Genomic DNA, 17,238 nt, shown 5'->3' with positions numbered 1-17,238 from the left:
CGATGGATTACCGCAAAATCATCAAAGAGATTGGGCGAGGTAAAAATCACGCGCGTGACCTGGACCAGGATACTGCTCGCGGACTGTATACCCATATGCTGAATGGCGACGTCCCCGACCTTGAGATGGGCGGCGTGCTGATTGCGCTGCGCATTAAAGGCGAGGGAGAAGCGGAGATGCTGGGCTTTTATGAGGCGATGCAAAACCATACCATTCGCCTGACACCGCCTGTTGCCAAACCCATGCCCATTGTTATCCCCAGTTACAATGGCGCACGAAAGCAGGCCAATCTGACGCCGCTGCTGGCTATCTTATTGCATAAACTGGGATTTCCGGTGCTGGTACACGGCGTCAGCGAAGACCCAACCCGCGTGCTGACAGAAACCATTTTTGACCTGATGGGGATCATGCCCACGCTGCATGCCGGCCAGGCACAGGCAAAACTGGATGGTCATGAACCGGTGTTTATTCCGGTGCGCGCGCTGTGTCCGCCGCTGGAGAAGCAACTGGCGATGCGCTGGAGAATGGGGGTTCGCAACAGTGCACATACGCTGGCGAAGCTGGCCACGCCGTTTGCAGAAGATGCCGCACTGCGTCTTGCCAGTGTTTCTCATCCTGAATATGTCTCGCGAGTGGCAAAATTTTTCGGTGACATCGGCGGCCGTGGTCTGCTGATGCACGGAACGGAAGGTGAAGTCTATGCCAACCCGCAACGCTGCCCGCAGATTAGCCTGATAGACCCGACGGGGATGCGTGTGCTACAGGATCGCCAGAGTGAGATGCCTGACGAGCCAGTTCCACTGCCGGTAGCAAAAGATCCGGAGACGACAGCCCGCTGGATAGAACGCTGTCTGGCAGGAAGCGAGCCGATACCGGCCTCATTGAAAATTCAGATGGCTTGCTGTCTGGTGGCCACCGGGGAATCCGCCACGCTGGCAGAAGGGCTTGCTCGCGTCGAGCAAAACTTCTGACCCTTTCTTCATCCCGACGGGCCCGTCATCTGGCCCGTCAGTCATTCCTGTCCTGCACCCCCTGCAACGTGAAATTTCTGCACGTTTATTGACCTCCTGGCTACCGTGGCGCAGCATAGTTTGTTGAAAAATAAGAAACACAACAAACACGCAACACAACAGGAGAATACAATGAACAGTGGACATCGCTTTCACGCGCCAACGCTGCATGCGTTTATTCAGGCCGTTTTCCGCCATATGGGGAGTGACGAGCAGGAAGCGCAGTTGGTGGCCGATCATCTGATTGCCTCAAACCTCGCCGGCCATGATTCACACGGTATCGGGATGATCCCAAGCTATATTCGCTCATTCACGCAGGGGCATTTGCAGATCAATCGTCATGCGAAAGTGGTGAAAGAGGCAGGTGCAGTGGTTACGCTGGATGGGGATTGCGCATTTGGTCAGGTAGCCGCGCATGAAGCTATCGCGCTGGGGATTGAGAAAGCACAGCAGTACGGAATTGCTGCGGTAGCACTGCATAATTCTCACCACATTGGGCGCATTGGCTACTGGGCGGAGCAGTGTGCGGCGGCGGGTTTTGTCTCTATACACTTTGTGAATGTGGTGGGGATTCCGATGGTTGCCCCCTTCCATGGTCGTGATAGCCGTTTTGGCACCAACCCTTTTTGCGTTGTGTTTCCACGTAAAAATGATTTCCCGTTGCTATTGGACTACGCGACCAGCGCTATTGCTTTCGGTAAAACGCGCGTGGCGTGGCACAAAGGTGAGCCGGTTGCGCCGGGCTGTCTGATTGATGCTCAGGGGGCTCCTACCACCGACCCTGCTGTTATGCAGGAATCACCATTGGGCTCGCTGCTCACCTTCGCTCAGCATAAAGGCTACGCGCTCGCGGCAATGTGTGAAATCATGGGCGGTGCGCTCTCTGGCGGTAAAACTACCCACGAAGCCAGTTTGCAGAACAGCGCGGACGCCATTATTAACTGCATGACCACGATCATCATTAACCCAACACTCTTCGGTGCCCCGGACTGTGACAATCAGGTTTCGGCATTTGCTGAATGGGTCAAAGCGTCGCCGCATGCTGAGGACGCACCCATCCTGTTACCGGGTGAGTGGGAAGTGAATACCCGTGAAGAACGGCTGGCGCAGGGGATCCCGCTTGATGCCGGAAGCTGGCAAGCGATATGTGAGGCGGCACGGCAAATCGGTATGCCGGATGCGGTATTGCAGGCGTTTCGCCAACGGCTTGAACGTTAGATAAAAAAAGCCCGTCCAGTGGCGGACGGGCAAACAAAGGGTAACAAACAGGGTCAATGAGGGTTGGAGCATTGGGTCGTACAGGAATTCTGTTGGTTATTTGTAGATAACCGCGGTACCGCTCATTTTGTCGTTGCCGACAGCGGAGGTGATGCTGTAACCACTTGCACCAGCAGCAGCCGCTTTTTCAGCCAGTTTTGCTTCCAGGCCGTCCAGCGTGGTGGCACCATCAGCAGATACCACACCCATTTTATTCATGCTTTGCGCCTGAGTGGAGGTGACCGGTTCAGCAGCGAAAACACCAAATGACAGGGTAGACAGGGCGATAGCAGCAACAGCAAATTTAATGTTTTTCATGATTTTTCTCTCGCAGGTTTATTCGGTTAGTCGATGTTCTGTTCAGCAGACGTTGTTCCGTCGATGTGAGAAGTATCACGTTTTTTTCGGTGAGAGAAAATCGAATAGAATTGACGACATCAATCAAAAATATTGAATGACAAATAACTTATTGAATATTAATAAATTCAGAAGATGGATTTACAGTTCTTGTCATTGCGCTTTACAGAGAAAGTGACAACGGCACATTTTGCTACACCGCGAGTGAAAAAGCGTGCTCGTAAAGGAAATCGTATGCGCTGAAACTTTTGGTAAAGATGAGTCAACGTAGCTGGCTGTCTTTCGAACCTCTGCGATTATATCCTGAAAATGCAGCGTTATGTGAATCTTTATCCTGCTGGCAGGCGATGCACAAACGCACGCCAGGTACCGCCTCACGGCGTGCCTGTGGGATAGGATCGCCGCATTCTTCACATTCATGCAGACTTTCTCCCGTGGGTAACTCGCCACGGGCACGGGCAACAGCATCTTCAATTGTATTGTTGATCTGTTCGTTCACGGCGTCGTCATTTGCCCAGCCGGATGCCATGTGTGCCTCCTGTCATTCGTTTTATAAAATTCGTTTATAGAATAATTATAGCGAATGAAATGGGGGAAAAACGAGCGCCTACAGGCGTATCAGATTTCGGACCACTCGCGCAGCAGGTTATGGTAAAGATTAAGCAACGACAGGATCTCTGCACTTTCTCCGTGGCGCGCTTTCAGTGATTGAATGTTCTTATCCAGTTCAAACAGCATGGCGCGTTTTTTGTCATCACGGATCATCGACTGGACCCACATAAACGATGCCACACGGGTTCCACGGGTAACTGGTGTGACGCAATGCAGGCTGCTGGAGGGGTAAAGTACCAGATCGCCAGCCGGGAGTTTGACCGCATGCTGGCCGTAGGTGTCATTGACCAGCAGTTCCCCGCCCTCATAGCTGTCGGGATCGCTTAAGAATAACGTGGCGGAAAGGTCGGTACGCATCCAGCCACTTTCCGGATGGCTACGCACCGCGCCATCAACGTGAAAGCCGTAGGTCTCAGCATTCTGATAACGATTGAACAATGGCGTGGAAAGCGTTTTGGGTAACGCAGCGGCAAAGAACAACGCATTGTTGTTCACGGCGGTCAGCACCTCTTTCTGTAACATGGCATAGCGTTCGCTACGGGTATCAACCTGCTGGTTATTTTTAACCTGTGCACCCTGAGCGCCGGTGGTGGCGCGGCCATCTACCCATTCTGCTGTGTCCAGTTGTTCACGAAACCAGGCAACGTCCTGCGGCGATAAGACGCCAGGAATGTGGTACATCATCAGTGTTTCTCCTGCAAGTGGGGCTTACGCCCCACGCGATAAATCAGAAATGCATATTGGCGGTGAGCAGGAAGGTTCTTGGCTCACCCGGATGATAACGGTATCCGCTCTTGTTGATTGAGGAGACATAATCGGTGTCGAACAGGTTGTAGACGTTGAGCTGGAAATCAAGATTGCGGTTCACGCGATATCCCAGTTTGGCATCAGCGACCCAGTAGCTTTCGGTAAAGGATGGTGTACCCACTGCGCCGTCAGCGCCGCGATGCATGCTGCCCACGTAGCGTGCGCCTGCGCCAACGGAGATATCATCAGTGGCCTGATACTGACTCCACAGGGTGAAGGCATGTTCCGGTGTATACGGCAGGGAAGACGAACCATCCTGCGCGACGCCCTGGCCGTTATGCACCGTGGCGCGTTGTTGGGTATACCCGCCAATCACCTGCCAGGCCGGGGTAATATTTCCTGCCACGGAGAGTTCGTAGCCTTCAACACGTTTTTCGCCATACTGGGAGTAGGTCCCGTCATCGTTCTGTTCAACTTCGTTCTCGATATCCGTGCGGAAAACGGCGGCGGTCAGCAGCAGGCGTTTATCCAGCACTTCCCACTTGGTGCCAATTTCGCTGGTCTTCGCTTTTTGCGGTTTAAAATCGGTACGGTTGGCGCTGTTACCGGTCCCACTTTGAGCAAGGGCAAAATTACTGCCGCCCGGCGGTTGCTGGGAAACCGCGTAGTTGATGTAAACGTTGCCGTTCTCTGTCAAATGGTATAACGCACCCGCTTTCCAGTTCACCAGATTACCGGATTTCGCGGTGTCGACGGTCGTGACCGGAGAACCTTTGGCAACGCCCGTTGGGCACGCAACGGCACCGCGACCAGAAGCGCCGCACGCGGTTGCACTGTCATACTCGGTACGGTAATTATCCAGACGAATACCACCGTTCAGTTCAATATCACGCGTAATTTGCAGAGTATCGAAGGCGTAAATACCGAAGGTATCGGTCTGGCCGTTGGCGTTGGCGCCATTACGGGATAATCCGCCAATGTTCACGTTGCTGTTTGGTGAGTAAATATTGACAGGTGGTGGTGTGAGTGGCGCCACGCCATAGTTGGTCTGTGTTTCACGCGTCAACTCCACGCCGGTACTGATGTCATGCCCGACAGTACCAGTATAAAATTTTGACGTCAGGTTGGTCTGGTTGGTGAGGATTTTGTTGCTGACATCTTTGGTATTCGCCACCCGTGACCAGCTCCAGGTATCGACGTTGCGGGTTGGCTGCGTGATGTTTGATGCGCCGCCCATTACCGCGGTCATCAGATAATCCTGTTTAATGCGCGACCAGCGCGTGGTGTTGCGAAGGGTCGTGCTGTCACTCAGGTCATGCTCGAAACGCATTGTTGCGGTATCGGTCGTTGAATCGTCGTAATCCGAATCGGTGCCATAGAAGTTGTTCGTATCGACTTTCCCGGAATGGTTCAGGGCCGACGTTCCCGCAGAAGGCGCAGAGTAACCCGGCAGGCCGATGGTAGGAATTCCTCCGTCCGGCGTGTTGTGCTGGGTGACGTGTAGATAGTTCAGATACAGTCGGTTTTCAGTGCCTAAACCAAAGGCAATAGAGGGGGCCACGCCGTAGCGTTCGTTTTTAATGTTATCGCGTCCGGCATCATGCGTTTTCTCACCCATCAGGTTTAAGCGTGCCGCGGTGGTGTCGCCAATAGCCTGATTGATGTCCAGCGTGCCGCGGCGGAACCAGGCGCTACCGACGCTGGCTGAAGCATCAATACCTGAATCGGTGCGCGGCTGCTTGCTGATCATATTGATGGAGCCTGTGGGGGCACTGCGACCATAGTCGGTGCCGGAAGGCCCTTTAATGACTTCAACCTGTTCAGTATTGAAGGTGTCACGCGTGACGCTACCAATATCACGAATACCGTCGATATAAATGCTGTTTGAGGTGTCAGCACCTCGCATATACACCGCATCGCCGGTGGTGGAGTTACCATTTTCACCCGCAAAAAATGCGCCAACACCCGGCACGTTTTTCAACGCATCAGTAAGATTGGTGGCCCCCTGATCCTTAATAACCTGCTCAGAAATTACCGTCATGGTGCGAGTGGTGTCAGCCACTGGACGAGAGAACTTCGGGTCGGCAGATTGCGTTGGGGCATACAACGAGGGTTTAGCTGCTTCAACGACCAGCGTATCTTCCTGCTTTGTCTCTTGCGAGCCTGCGGCGACGGCCTGGGCTACAGGAGACAGGCCAATACACAGGCCGGCAAAGAAGGTGAGCGAATGAAAACTACAAGACGGCAGATTGCGATTTTTATCCATGTTAATGAATGACTTATTATTTTTGAGTAGAAGGTTTCATTCAAGCGAAGGGACATCTCTGTGGACGTTATACCCTGCAGGCCTCGCCTGAATGAAATGCGTAATTGATAATAATTTTGATAAGCATTATCAATAAGTGCGTTGTTTTAGCATTCATTACTTCAAAAATAAATACATTTATTTACATTGAATTCAAATTTCCAACATGGCAGTTACAGTTCATGCGGGGGATTTCAGCAAGAAAGGACAGCAAACTGCATTCAGGGCGAATGCAGTTGAGCTGAGGGAGAGTTACTTTTAGAGAGTTACTTATAGATAGTTGCAGTACCGTACATCTGATTTTTACCGCCAGCGGAATTAACCACAAAACCTTTCGCGCCTTGCTCTTTTGCTTTTTCTGCCAGCTTACCTTCGAGGTCGTCCAGGCTTGATGCTCCGCTCACGGAAATCGTACCGGAGGCTTGTAGCGGACCGGTGGCAGGAGGGGTATTGGGCTGTGCAGCAAAAGTCGCAAATGTCATGCCGGTAAGTACGGTAGCGGCAAGGAATGTGAGGCATTTTTTCATGATGATATCCTCTGAGAAACAACAGTTCGTGCCTGATAAGTTTAGGTCGTCATTGCAGGGCATTTGCCGCAAAAAATCGACCAACAACAGGCTATTTTTTGAACGATGCAATTCGCATAAAAAATGAAATTTCCCGGCTGTGTATGTTTACCCCGTGGCGTTATGCGGGTATCTTACGCCGCTGTTAAAAGGAGAATGCTATGCCCCCCCAGAAACCGGGATTACACCCACGCAATCGCCACAATGGCCGTTATGATCTTGCGACGTTATGCCAGGTTACCCCCGAACTGACGCAATTTCTCACCCTCACACCAGGCGGCGAGCAGAGTGTTGATTTCGCGAATCCGCAGGCAGTTAAGGCGCTCAATAAAGCACTGCTGGCGCATTATTATGCGGTGGCAAACTGGGATATCCCGGAAGGTTTCCTGTGCCCGCCGGTTCCGGGTCGTGCGGACTACATTCACCATCTGGCCGATCTGTTGGGTGAAACCACCGGAACCATCCCTGCAAATGCCAGCATGCTGGATGTTGGAGTAGGGGCGAACTGCATTTATCCACTGATCGGCGTGCATGAATACGGCTGGCGTTTTACCGGCAGTGAAACCAGTAGCGAAGCGTTTAGCAGCGCTCAGGCAATCATCAATGGCAACCCTGGCTTAACCCGGGCGATTCGTCTGCGTCGTCAGAAAGATGCTTCGGCTATCTTCAATGGCATTATTCACAAGAATGAGCAGTACGAAGCCACGATGTGTAATCCGCCATTCCATGATTCTGCTGCCTCTGCCTGTGCCGGAAGCGAGCGCAAACGCCGCAACCTGGGGCAAGACAAAGATGATGCGCTGAACTTTGGTGGCCAGCAGCAGGAGCTGTGGTGCGAAGGGGGGGAAGTGGCGTTCATCAAGAAAATGATCGCAGAAAGCCAGGCCTTTGGTCGTCAGGTGATGTGGTTCACCACTCTGGTATCACGGGGCGAGAATCTGCCTCCGTTGTACCATGCGTTAACCGATGCCGGCGCGGTGAAAGTGGTTAAAAAAGAGATGGCCCAGGGGCAAAAGCAGAGTCGCTTTATTGCCTGGACCTTTATGGATAACGATCAGCGTCGTCGTTTTATGGCGCGTCAACGCTAAATCGTGGGCTCGCTTGGCGGCAGCGGTTCTGCTGCCGTTGATTGTGGGCCCGACACCGGTGCAGGCAGTACCTGATAGGTCTGTACCGGGGCGCGCACGTTGGCCAGATCGAAGTGTTTTTTCACCTGGCTGTCGAGCGCAAAACGTACCGTCCACTGCTTCAGCGGCAGGGTGGTAAACGAGACCCGCAAGGTGAATGCTGTATTGGTCAAACCCACAATCCCGGCGAATGACGGCTCGCCAATGATAAGCCCACGAATATCATCCTGTTCCATCACCGCAGCGACCGCATCCTTCAGCGCCTGATTGGCTTTATCCGCATCTTCATGGCGGTCGACGTCGTAATTTGCGACGACCGAGCCGATCCCACGCACGAAGTTGGCGAAGGTTGTTATCGAGGACCACGGGATGATGTGGTATGCCCCAGTGTCCTGGCGTACGCCAACAGAACGGATCGACATGCGTTCGACCGTGCCGGTTAACGGGCCGATAGTGACCAGATCGCCGGTATTCATGCCGTTTTCAAACTGGATAAATATCCCAGTAATAATATCCTTCACCAGTGTCTGTGATCCAAAAGAGATCGCCAGTCCCAGAGCTCCCGCCCCGGCCAGTAATGGGGCGATATTGACGCCAATCTCTGACAATACAATCATGATCGTGATGGTACTGATGATCACTGCCAGCGCGTTGCGAAATAACGTCAACAGCGTGCGAGTCCGCGCACTGGGCAGCGGACGACCGTGAATATCTGAAGCCAGGCGGTTTTCAATCAGGCTGGCAAGGATCGTCCAGCCGATAGCAGAGAAGAAGAGAATCAGTACGATGCGGATCAGAATATCGACCGTTTTTTCGCCAGCGCCGTAATGCAGCCAGTTCAAGAAGTCGAACAGCCCCCAGGCGTTGAGTAGCAACATAACGGCGACACACACTGTCAAGATCCGGGCCACGCTTAACGCCGTTGACAGCCATCCATTTAGCCGCTTTTGTAATTCCGGATAGCTGCGCTGCGTGTGCGGCGACAGGGTTATCGTTTTGGCAATCCAACGGGATAACATGCCGGATACAAAGGCGGCGATCCCGATGATCACCAGACTGCGTAACGTTGCGCCCATCATGAATTTCAGACTATTGCCCGGATCAAATAGTGAGAAGAAGAACAACACAATGAAATAGGCGCTGGCCAGCCAATGCCAGACCAGCGCAAACGCACGGATAAACAGGCTAAAGAAAGCTAAAGAGCGTTCGGCAAGATTCTGTAAGTGCCGGGTAATCTCATTCTTGTTTCTGAAAATCAGGTACAGCGCCCACAGTGTGATGCACAGCATGATGATGACGTTAGCCATTGCGCCGACCTGTACGTTGACCTGATTCGAGATAATGGGGACCGCCACAATAAGCCCGTAACCAATCAGACTGCTTAATGAACTCAGACGCCGGTTCCAGTAGCGTGCGCCTGCATCCTGAATGTTAAAGGGTCGCAGTTCTGTCACCGCCGGGCAAAAAATCAGGCGTAAAATGGCCTTAAAGAATTCAATCAGTGCAAAGGCATTGAGAAACAAGCTTTGCTGGAATGCAATAGTTCGGCTGCCGGCATTCATTCGGTCGCTCAATATCTGCCCGACAAACAAGGTGAGCGCCAGCAGCAGTAAATCGATAATGAACGCGCCAATGATCATGGCGGGAAGCTGTACCCAATTACTGCGCTCGCGGTTTTTCCGTCGCGCCCATTGCCCCATTTTGCGATACAGCGGCAGTGCGCAAAGCCGTATCAGCCAGTAAAAGCCAAAAACAGATGCCGCCAGCATAAGGAAATGGGTCAGGGCATTCGTGAATGTTTGCGGATTAAAGGTTTTATGGGGGGCGTCAGTGATGTTGCGATACAGCTGGGCAAAACGGCTTGAGAGAGCCTCACCATAATGACGGCTGACATCCGTGACATTCTCCAGCACCGTTTTTTCTTCCGTTAACGTCGGCGGGACAATGGTGGGCACCGGTTCGAGGGGGGGCGTGGTCGCAACTTTGCGCAATTGACCGATCAGCTCCTGGCGTGAGGTCTCATTTTCCAGCACATCCGCCAGCGCGCCATAGGCCGCCTTTTTTTGTTCAATATCAGGCTCTGCAACGGGTTCTGTTGGCGGGCTGGCTGATGCTGTGGTTGTTACACCGGGTATGGTGACCGCCTGAGCCGGGACGCTCAGCAGAAAAAAGCAGATGAACAGGAACCAGCGCATCACTCCTCCCATGAGAAAATAAATTCAAAAGGATAAGTATAGATGTCAGGGCGGGAGAGGATTGAAATGAGAGGATTCTGGTGAAAAACCTCCCTTCCGGCTGAAGGGAGGTATCAGACATCAGGAAACGTGTTGCAAAAATTCCTGCAAACGCTGGCTGGGTGGATTTTCAATCAGGGCTTGCGGATTACCATCTTCGGCAATACGTCCTTTATCGATGAAAATCAGGCGTGAGGCCACTTTTTCGGCGAAGCCAATTTCGTGAGTCACAATCACCATGGTCATCCCTTCTTCTGCCAGATCCTGCATGACTTTCAGAACCTCATGACGCAGTTCCGGATCCAGTGCTGAGGTTGGCTCATCAAACAGCATCATTTTCGGCTTCACCGCCAGCGCACGGGCAATGGCAACACGCTGCTGCTGACCGCCGGAAAGCTCAGAAGGGTAGTGGTGGGCACGCTCGGCCAGACCGACTTTTGCCAGCAGCTCTTTGGCCAGCTTTTCCGCCTGTTCTTTATTCGCCCCACGTACGCGTAGCGGGCCAAACATGACGTTTTCCAGCGCAGTCAGATGGGGGAACAGATAGAACTGCTGAAACACCATCCCGGCTTCCTGGCGGATTAACCGTTCATCGACCTTGGGATCGTTGACTTTCAGACCGTCAACAATCAGGTCACCGGAGGTAATTTCTTCCAGCTTGTTAATGCAGCGCAGCAGCGTGGATTTACCGGAGCCAGATGGCCCGATAATCACCACGACTTCACCTTGTTTAATATTCAGATCGATGTTGTGTAGCACCTGGGTTGGACCAAAGTGCTTAGAAACGTTTTTAAATTCAATCACAGGATTTTCATCCTTCTTTCCAGACGACGCAGAATGAAGCTCAGCACCAGCGTAATGATCAGATAGAACACCGCAACGGCGCTCCAGATTTCTAGGGCGCGGAAGTTACCCGCAATGATTTCCTGACCCTGACGAGTCAGTTCCGCGACGCCAATGACGATAAACAGCGAGGTATCTTTGATGCTGATGATCCACTGGTTGCCCAGCGGTGGCAGCATACGACGCAGCGCAAGAGGTAAAATAACGTGGCGGATGGTCTCCGTGCGTGAAAGCCCAAGCGCCAGGCCTGCCTCGCTGAACCCTTTGTGGATTGAGAGTACCGCACCACGCGTGATTTCCGCGATATAGGCACCGGAGTTAATCATGATGGTGACAACAGCGGCGCTGAAGGGGTCAATACGTAAATCGTTAAACGCCATTGGCAGGGCGAAGTAGATAAACATGACCTGTACAACGATTGGCGTACCGCGGATGACTTCGATAAAGACCAGCGCTACGTGGTTGGCTATCCAACCGCCGAAGGTACGCGCAAAACCTGCTGCGAGCCCGATAATCAGACCGCCAGCCAGACCGAGGATTGAAATCCACAGGGTCATTTTGGCGCCTTCTATCAAAAGCGGGATGGCGGGCCAGATGGCACTCCAGTCAAACTGCATATGTCGTTCCTGTTACCGTGGTGAAAATAGTCAAATGCCCGTTTTACCGGAGAGACTTATCCGGCCTACAGGTCTGTAAAATGCTGGCGTAGACCCGGTAAGCATCACGCTACCGGGGCTACGTTGTAGGTTATTATTTAGGTTCAGTACCGAACCATTTTTTGTAGATTTCGTTGTAAGTGCCGTTCTCTTTCAGCGTTTTCAGCGCGCCGTTCACTTTCTCACGCAGTGCATCGCTGCCTTTCGGGAAAGCGATACCGTACTGCTGGGCTTCCAGGGAATCACCTACAGCTTTGAACTGACCGTTGCCGGCAGTTTTGATGAAGTACAGAATGTTTGGTGTATCGTGCAGTACAGCGTCTGCGCGGTTGGTACCCAGTTCCATATACGCGTTATCAATGTTCGGGAACTGACGCAGGTCTTTGGTTTTGATATTCGCTTTTGCGTAATCCACTGAGCCGGTACCGCTTTTCACTGCAACGACTTTACCGTCCAGATCTTTTACGCTTTTCACATCGTTATTGTTCGCTTTGACCATCACTAACAGGCCGCTTTTGTAGTAGCCGTCAGAGAAGTCGATGGCTTTTTTACGCTCTTCGGTAATGGTGATACCAGCCAGCGCCAAATCGACGTTTTTAGTTTGCAAAGCCGGGATGATGCCGCTGAAATCCATAGGTTTCAGTTCATAATCCAGCTTTAATTCTTTGGCGACGGCAGCCCACAGATCCACATCAAAACCAACGTATTTGTCGCCCTGTTTGAATTCAAATGGAACGAAGGCGGTGTCGGTTGCGACAACGAGTTTCTTATCTGCGGCATGGGAGGACACCGCAAAAGCCAGGGTAAGTGCAGCCAGTGAAACTTTTAATACAGACTTCATAGGATTTCCTTTTATATCCACGGGGCGATCCCCTGCGAGAACATATGGCTTAATGAAAAAATCGTGCCAATTTTGCAACTCATTGTTTTAAAAAGAGGGAGGCTCATTTTATTGCACAATAAGTAGAGCAAAGCGGGCGGCCTGCACCGTTTCAGGGCACTCATTTGGTGCATGACGGGCGCGGTGCAAACGGTATGACTATTTAGCGTAAAAATTGTTGATAAAACAATCTTTCGTTAACGATTGTGTGAGGTGATTATTACAAATAATTTACTTTGGAGTGACGAATGATCAATGTTATGCACCATAGAAGTGCAAAACCCCCGCAACTGCGAGGGCAATATAGGTATTTCTTATATGTCTGTTATTCGATGTTCGCTTCGATAAACCACAAGAATTTGTCGAGGTCGCGGGAAGCTGCAGTGAAGATATCTGCTGTATCCTCGTCTTTTGCTTCGCTTATCGCTTTACGTACGCTGTTAGCAACCACAGCATAACGTTCGGCCAGCTCTTTTAAGTGGTCCTGTACGTTATGGATATCCAGTGGGTAGCTTTTCAGTGGCGTTTTGCTGTTAATAACCTGCGTTGTCCCCAGTGCAACACCGCCTAACTGTACGGCACGCTCAGCCATGGTATCGAGGTGATCGGTCAGTGCAGTCCGGAAACCATCCAGCATTTCATGTACGGCAATAAAGTTTGCACCGCGCATATTCCAGTGTGCCTGCTTGGTGATCAGTGACAGGTCGATGAATTGGATCACCTGCTGATTCAGCAGTTCAACGGTCGCTTTTTTATCGCTGTCTGTTACATCGTTACGGGTATAAAGGAGGGCGGATGCTTTTGTTTTTACCAGTTTTGCGGTACTCATAATCTCATATCCTCTTGATGTTTATGTCCCAAATCTTCAACGAGAATAAGTATAGCGCTAATTTCAGTTTTATTTTTCCGGTGTTACCTATCACTTTAATAGTGAGGTGAATCAAAATATAAAATACCAATATAAATCAATGTGATATGTAATTTTAATGCGATGGTGTGTTATTATTGTGTTAATGCAGTACCTCAGCATAAATAGCGAGCTTCAACTGGGAGGTAGAGGGCGATAATAATAGTGGGGATATATAACAAGATATTCTGCATGATTATGCAAACCATGCAGAATATTGGCAGGTTAATTCACGTCAACTTGCTTAATTTGCGGGTCTTTGCGGATGGTGAGCGTAGAGCCCATTGACGCAGCAATAATCGCTCCCAGAGCCAGCGTCTGGATAAGCGTCAGCGTTTCACCGAGAAAAATCATCCCAGACACCGCCGCCAGTGCGGGCTCCATACTCATCAGTGTCCCAAAGGTACGTGTAGGCAGTCGCGTTAATGCGATCATTTCCAGTGAATAGGGGAGCGCAGTAGAGAGGACCGCTACCGCTAAGCCCAACGGAAGAATAGACCAGTGCCACAGCGCATCGCCTGCCTGAATGACGCCAATCGGCACAAAAACCAGCGCTGCGATTAATGAACCTACTGCGACCGTTGCCGGACCATGTTCTTCGCCTGCGCGTTGCCCGGTAAGAATATAGATAGCCCAGCAGGCACCGGCCCCCAATGCCAGCGCGGCGCCGGTTAAATCAACATGAGAAACGTCCTGACCTAACGGCAGCAGGAACCAAAGTCCGAGTACGGCCAGCGCAACCCAAATAAAATCGACCGGGCGTCGGGAGGAAAATAACGCTACCGCAAGAGGGCCGGTAAACTCCAGTGCGACGGCAATACCCAGCGGTACAGTCTGAATTGACAGGTAAAAAAGATAGTTCATCCCACCCAGAGACAAACCATAAAACAGCAGGGGAAGACGTTGCTCTTTGGCAAAACGTAAACGCCAGGGTTTAAAGAATGCAATAAGGATGAGCGTTCCCAGCGCGAGGCGCAGGGCGGTAACGCCTGGCGCACCGACGAGAGGGAACAGCGATTTCGCCAGCGATGCGCCGCTTTGAATAGAGGACATAGCTATCAGTAAAACCAAAATAGGCAACCAGACTGGCGCTTTACGTAACGACCCCGGCATCCTTTCTCCTGTCAAATGATGGTTACACACCTTCCCCTGCGGGACGCCGCAGATTGGCTGCGATGCGCGTGAGTTTGTGTATAGAAAAGTAAAACAGCGAGTGTAATGGAAATACGCTCGGCTGGTTGAGTATTCGTTGAAAAAAAAATTACTGAGATCCGTACAATGGCATGAAAACGATGGATTAATAATCTGCACGATTAGGAATCATCTGGATGAATGTGCCGTGTTGTGCGCGCAATAATGGCATAAATCATTAGAAAAGTGATGTTAATTGAAAGAGATAGCGGGTTTTTGAAATGTTCTGTTACATGAAAAGCTCCGTTAGACATCGCTAATCGCAAAGAGTTTCCCATCAGTTTTTGGTATATTTAAAACTTAAGATTTACTTGAAGCACATTTGAGGTGGTTATGAAAAAAATTGCATGTCTTTCAGCACTGGCCGCTGTTCTGGCTTTCTCCGCAGGTACCGCTGTAGCGGCTACTTCTACCGTTACTGGTGGTTACGCTCAGAGCGATGCTCAGGGCGCAGCGAACAAAATGAACGGTTTCAACCTGAAGTATCGTTATGAGCAGGACAACAGCCCGCTGGGCGTGATCGGTTCCTTCACTTACACTGAAAAAGATCGTACCGACTCGTTTGGCGATTACAACAAAACCCAATACTACGGCATCACTGCAGGTCCGGCTTACCGTCTGAATGACTGGGCAAGCGTCTACGGTGTTGTAGGTGTTGGCTACGGTAAATTCCAGGATGCAGCAACGCCTGCTGACAAACACGACACCAGCGACTACGGTTTCTCTTACGGTGCCGGTGTGCAGTTCAACCCGATCGAAAACGTTGCTCTGGACTTCTCTTACGAGCAGAGCCGTATTCGTAGCGTTGACGTAGGTACCTGGATCGCGGGTGTTGGTTACCGCTTCTAATCACTTCGGTGATATAAAAAATCCGCCTCCTGGGGCGGATTTTTTTTGCCTGCAATTTGAGCTGTTAACGAGATTTGGTCTCAAAGATGTCGGTACCAAGGTGGTTGTAGTCCACCTTCTGCAGCTTAAAGTTGGTGATATACACTGGCCCGGCTTTTTTCTCAGAGATAAAGCGGTAGCTGTTGGTAATTTCCTTCGCGCTGATCCCCGTCCACTGTGAGAAAAAGCTCAGGAAATCATTCGCCGAGCGGCGGGCTTTAATCACCCGATGCGCTTTGTCATCGCTGGACAGTACCATAAAGGGCACCTGGAAGTTCTGCTGGAACTGGTCGTCATGCGCTAGGTACTGCACCTCTTTTCCGCGCTCTTTAAAGGCAAGGCCATGATCGGAGAAATAGACCATGGAGAAGCTACTGCCGCTGTTACGCAACTGCTCGTAAAGCTGGCGCAGCAGATCGTCGGTTTGCGTCATGGTGTACAGATAACAGGAGGTCTCTTTCGACTGGACGAATGTGTCGTATTTTCCTTGAGTACGATCGCAGGCCTGCGGGTGAGAACCCATTAAATGCAGCACAATCAGTTGCGGCTGGGTGCGTTCGGTGGCCAGCACCTGAGCAGTCATTTTCAACAAGGCTTCATCACGGGTGTTTTTATCGGCTTCGAAGTCACCGTTTTTGAGGAACTGAACTTCATCTGCTCGCTTCGCAATGCTGGCGATTGCCGTATCGTATTCACCAATCTGTCCCTGATTGGAAAACCACCACGTCTGGAACCCGGCGCGGTTGGCCAGCGTGACAAAGTTATCCTGGAACTGAGGCTTATTATCGACGACCCGGTTTAGCGTTAAGCCGAGCGATTTTTGCGTAGAACCGCTGGCGGCAATGTAATCCGCGAAGATATAGCCGTTAACCGAGCTGGCAAACGGGGTGTTATCCCAGTGACCGCCAAATGCCCCTAACGCATCGCGGCGGGCACTTTCACCGATCACTACCATGTAGGTGTGATACTTCGGCTTCACGGCGGTTACCGTCCAGCTGTCTTTTACGCTCGACAACTTAGCCATACGCTCTTGCTCGTCGAGCACTTCGTTATTGTTGACGATAACGTCTTTGGCAAAGCGGAAAACCGGGTAACCGGTATCCTTTAACTTGAAAACGCCGCCCCATGCCAGGTTTTGTACCGGAGTAACAAAGAATGCAACGATGCTAAACAGCAAACACAGGCTGTCGTACTTGTTCCAGCGACGTTTCTGCTCGTCTTTTTTACGCCGTACGGCGATAACGCCGAGCGCAAAAATAAACACGCCAACCAGGTAATTGTACCAGGGGAAGATTGTCAGGATTTCGGTCGACTCTTCCATGTTGGTCGAGTGCAGCGCCAACAACGTATTAAAGTTTGGCGAGCCGTAAGCCTGGCCGAATGGGAAATACATCGCGGCAATCAGCGAACAGATGCCAATCAGTGTTTTTTGCGCGCGCGGCGCAGTACGCCACAACAGCATCAATACACAGGTAAAGGCAACGCTATAAAGAAGGCTGAGTGGGTAGCCCAGTGCGAGGTTGATCAGCAGAGACTGTAAAAAATAAAAGCCAGTCCACGGACTAATAGCCCGGCTACGAGCAATAAGTGAATCTTTGAGGGTTAAATTCATATGCCACTGTTGCAAAAACGCCATGTGCTACCCCTGGCGCAAAGGG

16 protein-coding genes are annotated in these 17,238 nt (G+C 51.3%); 4 read left to right on the top strand and 12 right to left on the bottom strand.

Annotated features, from left to right (window positions below):
• Window positions 1-2: 2 nt before the first annotated feature.
• Both ybiB and OGX95_RS03075 read left to right on the top strand, forming a co-directional pair.
• Window positions 3-971, top strand: coding sequence for a DNA-binding protein YbiB (gene ybiB / locus OGX95_RS03080; RefSeq protein WP_286628279.1), 969 nt, complete (start codon window positions 3-5; stop codon window positions 969-971).
• 171 nt (window positions 972-1,142) lie between these two features.
• Window positions 1,143-2,228 (top strand): malate/lactate/ureidoglycolate dehydrogenase, encoded by a 1,086-nt coding sequence (locus OGX95_RS03075; RefSeq protein WP_286628278.1) that lies wholly within the window; start codon window positions 1,143-1,145, stop codon window positions 2,226-2,228.
• A gap of 96 nt (window positions 2,229-2,324) precedes the next feature.
• Here the strand turns inward: OGX95_RS03075 and ybiJ are convergent, their stop codons facing one another.
• The 5 genes from ybiJ to mcbA all read right to left on the bottom strand — a co-directional run bounded on the left by ybiJ (window position 2,325) and on the right by mcbA (window position 6,815).
• Window positions 2,325-2,585 carry a DUF1471 family protein YbiJ gene (ybiJ, locus tag OGX95_RS03070; RefSeq protein WP_048212199.1) on the bottom strand — a complete coding sequence of 87 codons (261 nt, stop codon included), beginning with the start codon at window positions 2,583-2,585 and terminating at the stop codon, window positions 2,325-2,327.
• Window positions 2,586-2,886: 301 nt separating this feature from the next.
• Window positions 2,887-3,153 carry a DksA/TraR family C4-type zinc finger protein gene (locus OGX95_RS03065; protein ID WP_286628277.1) on the bottom strand — a complete coding sequence of 89 codons (267 nt, stop codon included), beginning with the start codon at window positions 3,151-3,153 and terminating at the stop codon, window positions 2,887-2,889.
• Between the two features lie 89 nt (window positions 3,154-3,242).
• On the bottom strand, window positions 3,243-3,920 hold the full coding sequence (gene ybiX, locus OGX95_RS03060) for a PKHD-type hydroxylase YbiX (protein ID WP_286628276.1): 678 nt from the start codon (window positions 3,918-3,920) through the stop codon (window positions 3,243-3,245).
• Between the two features lie 43 nt (window positions 3,921-3,963).
• On the bottom strand, window positions 3,964-6,249 hold the full coding sequence (locus OGX95_RS03055) for a catecholate siderophore receptor Fiu (RefSeq protein WP_286628275.1): 2,286 nt from the start codon (window positions 6,247-6,249) through the stop codon (window positions 3,964-3,966).
• A 305-nt stretch (window positions 6,250-6,554) separates the two neighbouring features.
• Window positions 6,555-6,815 carry a DUF1471 family periplasmic protein McbA gene (gene mcbA / locus OGX95_RS03050; protein ID WP_286628274.1) on the bottom strand — a complete coding sequence of 87 codons (261 nt, stop codon included), beginning with the start codon at window positions 6,813-6,815 and terminating at the stop codon, window positions 6,555-6,557.
• Window positions 6,816-7,015: 200 nt separating this feature from the next.
• Between mcbA and rlmF the strand changes: the two genes are divergently transcribed.
• The gene (gene rlmF, locus OGX95_RS03045) at window positions 7,016-7,942 is read left to right on the top strand and encodes a 23S rRNA (adenine(1618)-N(6))-methyltransferase RlmF (protein ID WP_286628273.1); all 927 of its coding nucleotides are present in this window, start codon (window positions 7,016-7,018) and stop codon (window positions 7,940-7,942) included.
• Here the strand turns inward: rlmF and ybiO are convergent.
• The 6 genes from ybiO to rhtA all read right to left on the bottom strand — a co-directional run bounded on the left by ybiO (window position 7,939) and on the right by rhtA (window position 14,614).
• Window positions 7,939-10,176 (bottom strand): mechanosensitive channel protein, encoded by a 2,238-nt coding sequence (ybiO, locus tag OGX95_RS03040; protein ID WP_286628272.1) that lies wholly within the window; start codon window positions 10,174-10,176, stop codon window positions 7,939-7,941. The two genes, rlmF and ybiO, sit on opposite strands and share 4 nt — an antisense overlap.
• A 120-nt stretch (window positions 10,177-10,296) precedes the next feature.
• Entirely contained in the window at window positions 10,297-11,019 is a 723-nt protein-coding gene (glnQ, locus tag OGX95_RS03035) for a glutamine ABC transporter ATP-binding protein GlnQ (protein ID WP_006685365.1), read from the bottom strand.
• Window positions 11,016-11,675, bottom strand: a complete 660-nt coding sequence (glnP, locus tag OGX95_RS03030) for a glutamine ABC transporter permease GlnP (RefSeq protein ID WP_005123684.1) — start codon at window positions 11,673-11,675, stop codon at window positions 11,016-11,018. The genes glnQ and glnP overlap by 4 nt, the downstream gene beginning before the upstream one ends.
• Window positions 11,676-11,808: 133 nt before the next feature.
• Complete coding sequence (gene glnH, locus OGX95_RS03025) at window positions 11,809-12,555, bottom strand: glutamine ABC transporter substrate-binding protein GlnH (RefSeq protein WP_271456484.1); 747 nt, start codon at window positions 12,553-12,555, stop codon at window positions 11,809-11,811.
• 364 nt (window positions 12,556-12,919) lie between these two features.
• Window positions 12,920-13,423: a DNA starvation/stationary phase protection protein Dps gene (gene dps, locus OGX95_RS03020; protein WP_005123679.1), complete on the bottom strand. Its 504-nt coding sequence runs from the start codon at window positions 13,421-13,423 to the stop codon at window positions 12,920-12,922.
• A gap of 303 nt (window positions 13,424-13,726) precedes the next feature.
• Window positions 13,727-14,614: a threonine/homoserine exporter RhtA gene (rhtA, locus tag OGX95_RS03015; RefSeq protein ID WP_286628271.1), complete on the bottom strand. Its 888-nt coding sequence runs from the start codon at window positions 14,612-14,614 to the stop codon at window positions 13,727-13,729.
• 411 nt (window positions 14,615-15,025) lie between these two features.
• Here rhtA and ompX point away from each other — a divergent pair, with 411 nt between their 5' ends.
• Window positions 15,026-15,541, top strand: a complete 516-nt coding sequence (gene ompX, locus OGX95_RS03010) for an outer membrane protein OmpX (RefSeq protein WP_048212190.1) — start codon at window positions 15,026-15,028, stop codon at window positions 15,539-15,541.
• 64 nt (window positions 15,542-15,605) lie between these two features.
• Here ompX and OGX95_RS03005 read toward each other — a convergent pair whose 3' ends face one another.
• A complete protein-coding gene (locus OGX95_RS03005; protein WP_286628688.1) occupies window positions 15,606-17,192 on the bottom strand; it encodes a phosphoethanolamine transferase in 1,587 nt (528 codons plus the stop codon).
• Window positions 17,193-17,238 lie beyond the last annotated feature (46 nt).

Source organism: Citrobacter sp. Cu233 (assembly GCF_030332225.1).
In the GTDB taxonomy this organism is placed as follows: Bacteria; Pseudomonadota; Gammaproteobacteria; order Enterobacterales; family Enterobacteriaceae; genus Citrobacter.
The sequence above is the reverse complement of the archived record's forward strand: the minus strand, read 5'-3'. Positions and strand labels throughout refer to the sequence as shown.

Excerpts from the sequence above, each read along its gene's own strand:
- ybiB (WP_286628279.1), top strand. The coding sequence starts at position 3 with ATGGATTACCGCAAAATCATCAAAGAGATTGGGCGAGGTAAAAATCAC.
- OGX95_RS03075 (WP_286628278.1), top strand. The coding sequence starts at position 1,143 with ATGAACAGTGGACATCGCTTTCACGCGCCAACGCTGCATGCGTTTATT.
- ybiJ (WP_048212199.1), bottom strand. The coding sequence starts at position 2,585 with ATGAAAAACATTAAATTTGCTGTTGCTGCTATCGCCCTGTCTACCCTG.
- OGX95_RS03065 (WP_286628277.1), bottom strand. The coding sequence starts at position 3,153 with ATGGCATCCGGCTGGGCAAATGACGACGCCGTGAACGAACAGATCAAC.
- ybiX (WP_286628276.1), bottom strand. The coding sequence starts at position 3,920 with ATGATGTACCACATTCCTGGCGTCTTATCGCCGCAGGACGTTGCCTGG.
- OGX95_RS03055 (WP_286628275.1), bottom strand. The coding sequence starts at position 6,249 with ATGGATAAAAATCGCAATCTGCCGTCTTGTAGTTTTCATTCGCTCACC.
- mcbA (WP_286628274.1), bottom strand. The coding sequence starts at position 6,815 with ATGAAAAAATGCCTCACATTCCTTGCCGCTACCGTACTTACCGGCATG.
- rlmF (WP_286628273.1), top strand. The coding sequence starts at position 7,016 with ATGCCCCCCCAGAAACCGGGATTACACCCACGCAATCGCCACAATGGC.
- ybiO (WP_286628272.1), bottom strand. The coding sequence starts at position 10,176 with ATGCGCTGGTTCCTGTTCATCTGCTTTTTTCTGCTGAGCGTCCCGGCT.
- glnP (WP_005123684.1), bottom strand. The coding sequence starts at position 11,675 with ATGCAGTTTGACTGGAGTGCCATCTGGCCCGCCATCCCGCTTTTGATA.
- glnH (WP_271456484.1), bottom strand. The coding sequence starts at position 12,555 with ATGAAGTCTGTATTAAAAGTTTCACTGGCTGCACTTACCCTGGCTTTT.
- dps (WP_005123679.1), bottom strand. The coding sequence starts at position 13,423 with ATGAGTACCGCAAAACTGGTAAAAACAAAAGCATCCGCCCTCCTTTAT.
- rhtA (WP_286628271.1), bottom strand. The coding sequence starts at position 14,614 with ATGCCGGGGTCGTTACGTAAAGCGCCAGTCTGGTTGCCTATTTTGGTT.
- ompX (WP_048212190.1), top strand. The coding sequence starts at position 15,026 with ATGAAAAAAATTGCATGTCTTTCAGCACTGGCCGCTGTTCTGGCTTTC.
- OGX95_RS03005 (WP_286628688.1), bottom strand. The coding sequence starts at position 17,192 with ATGAATTTAACCCTCAAAGATTCACTTATTGCTCGTAGCCGGGCTATT.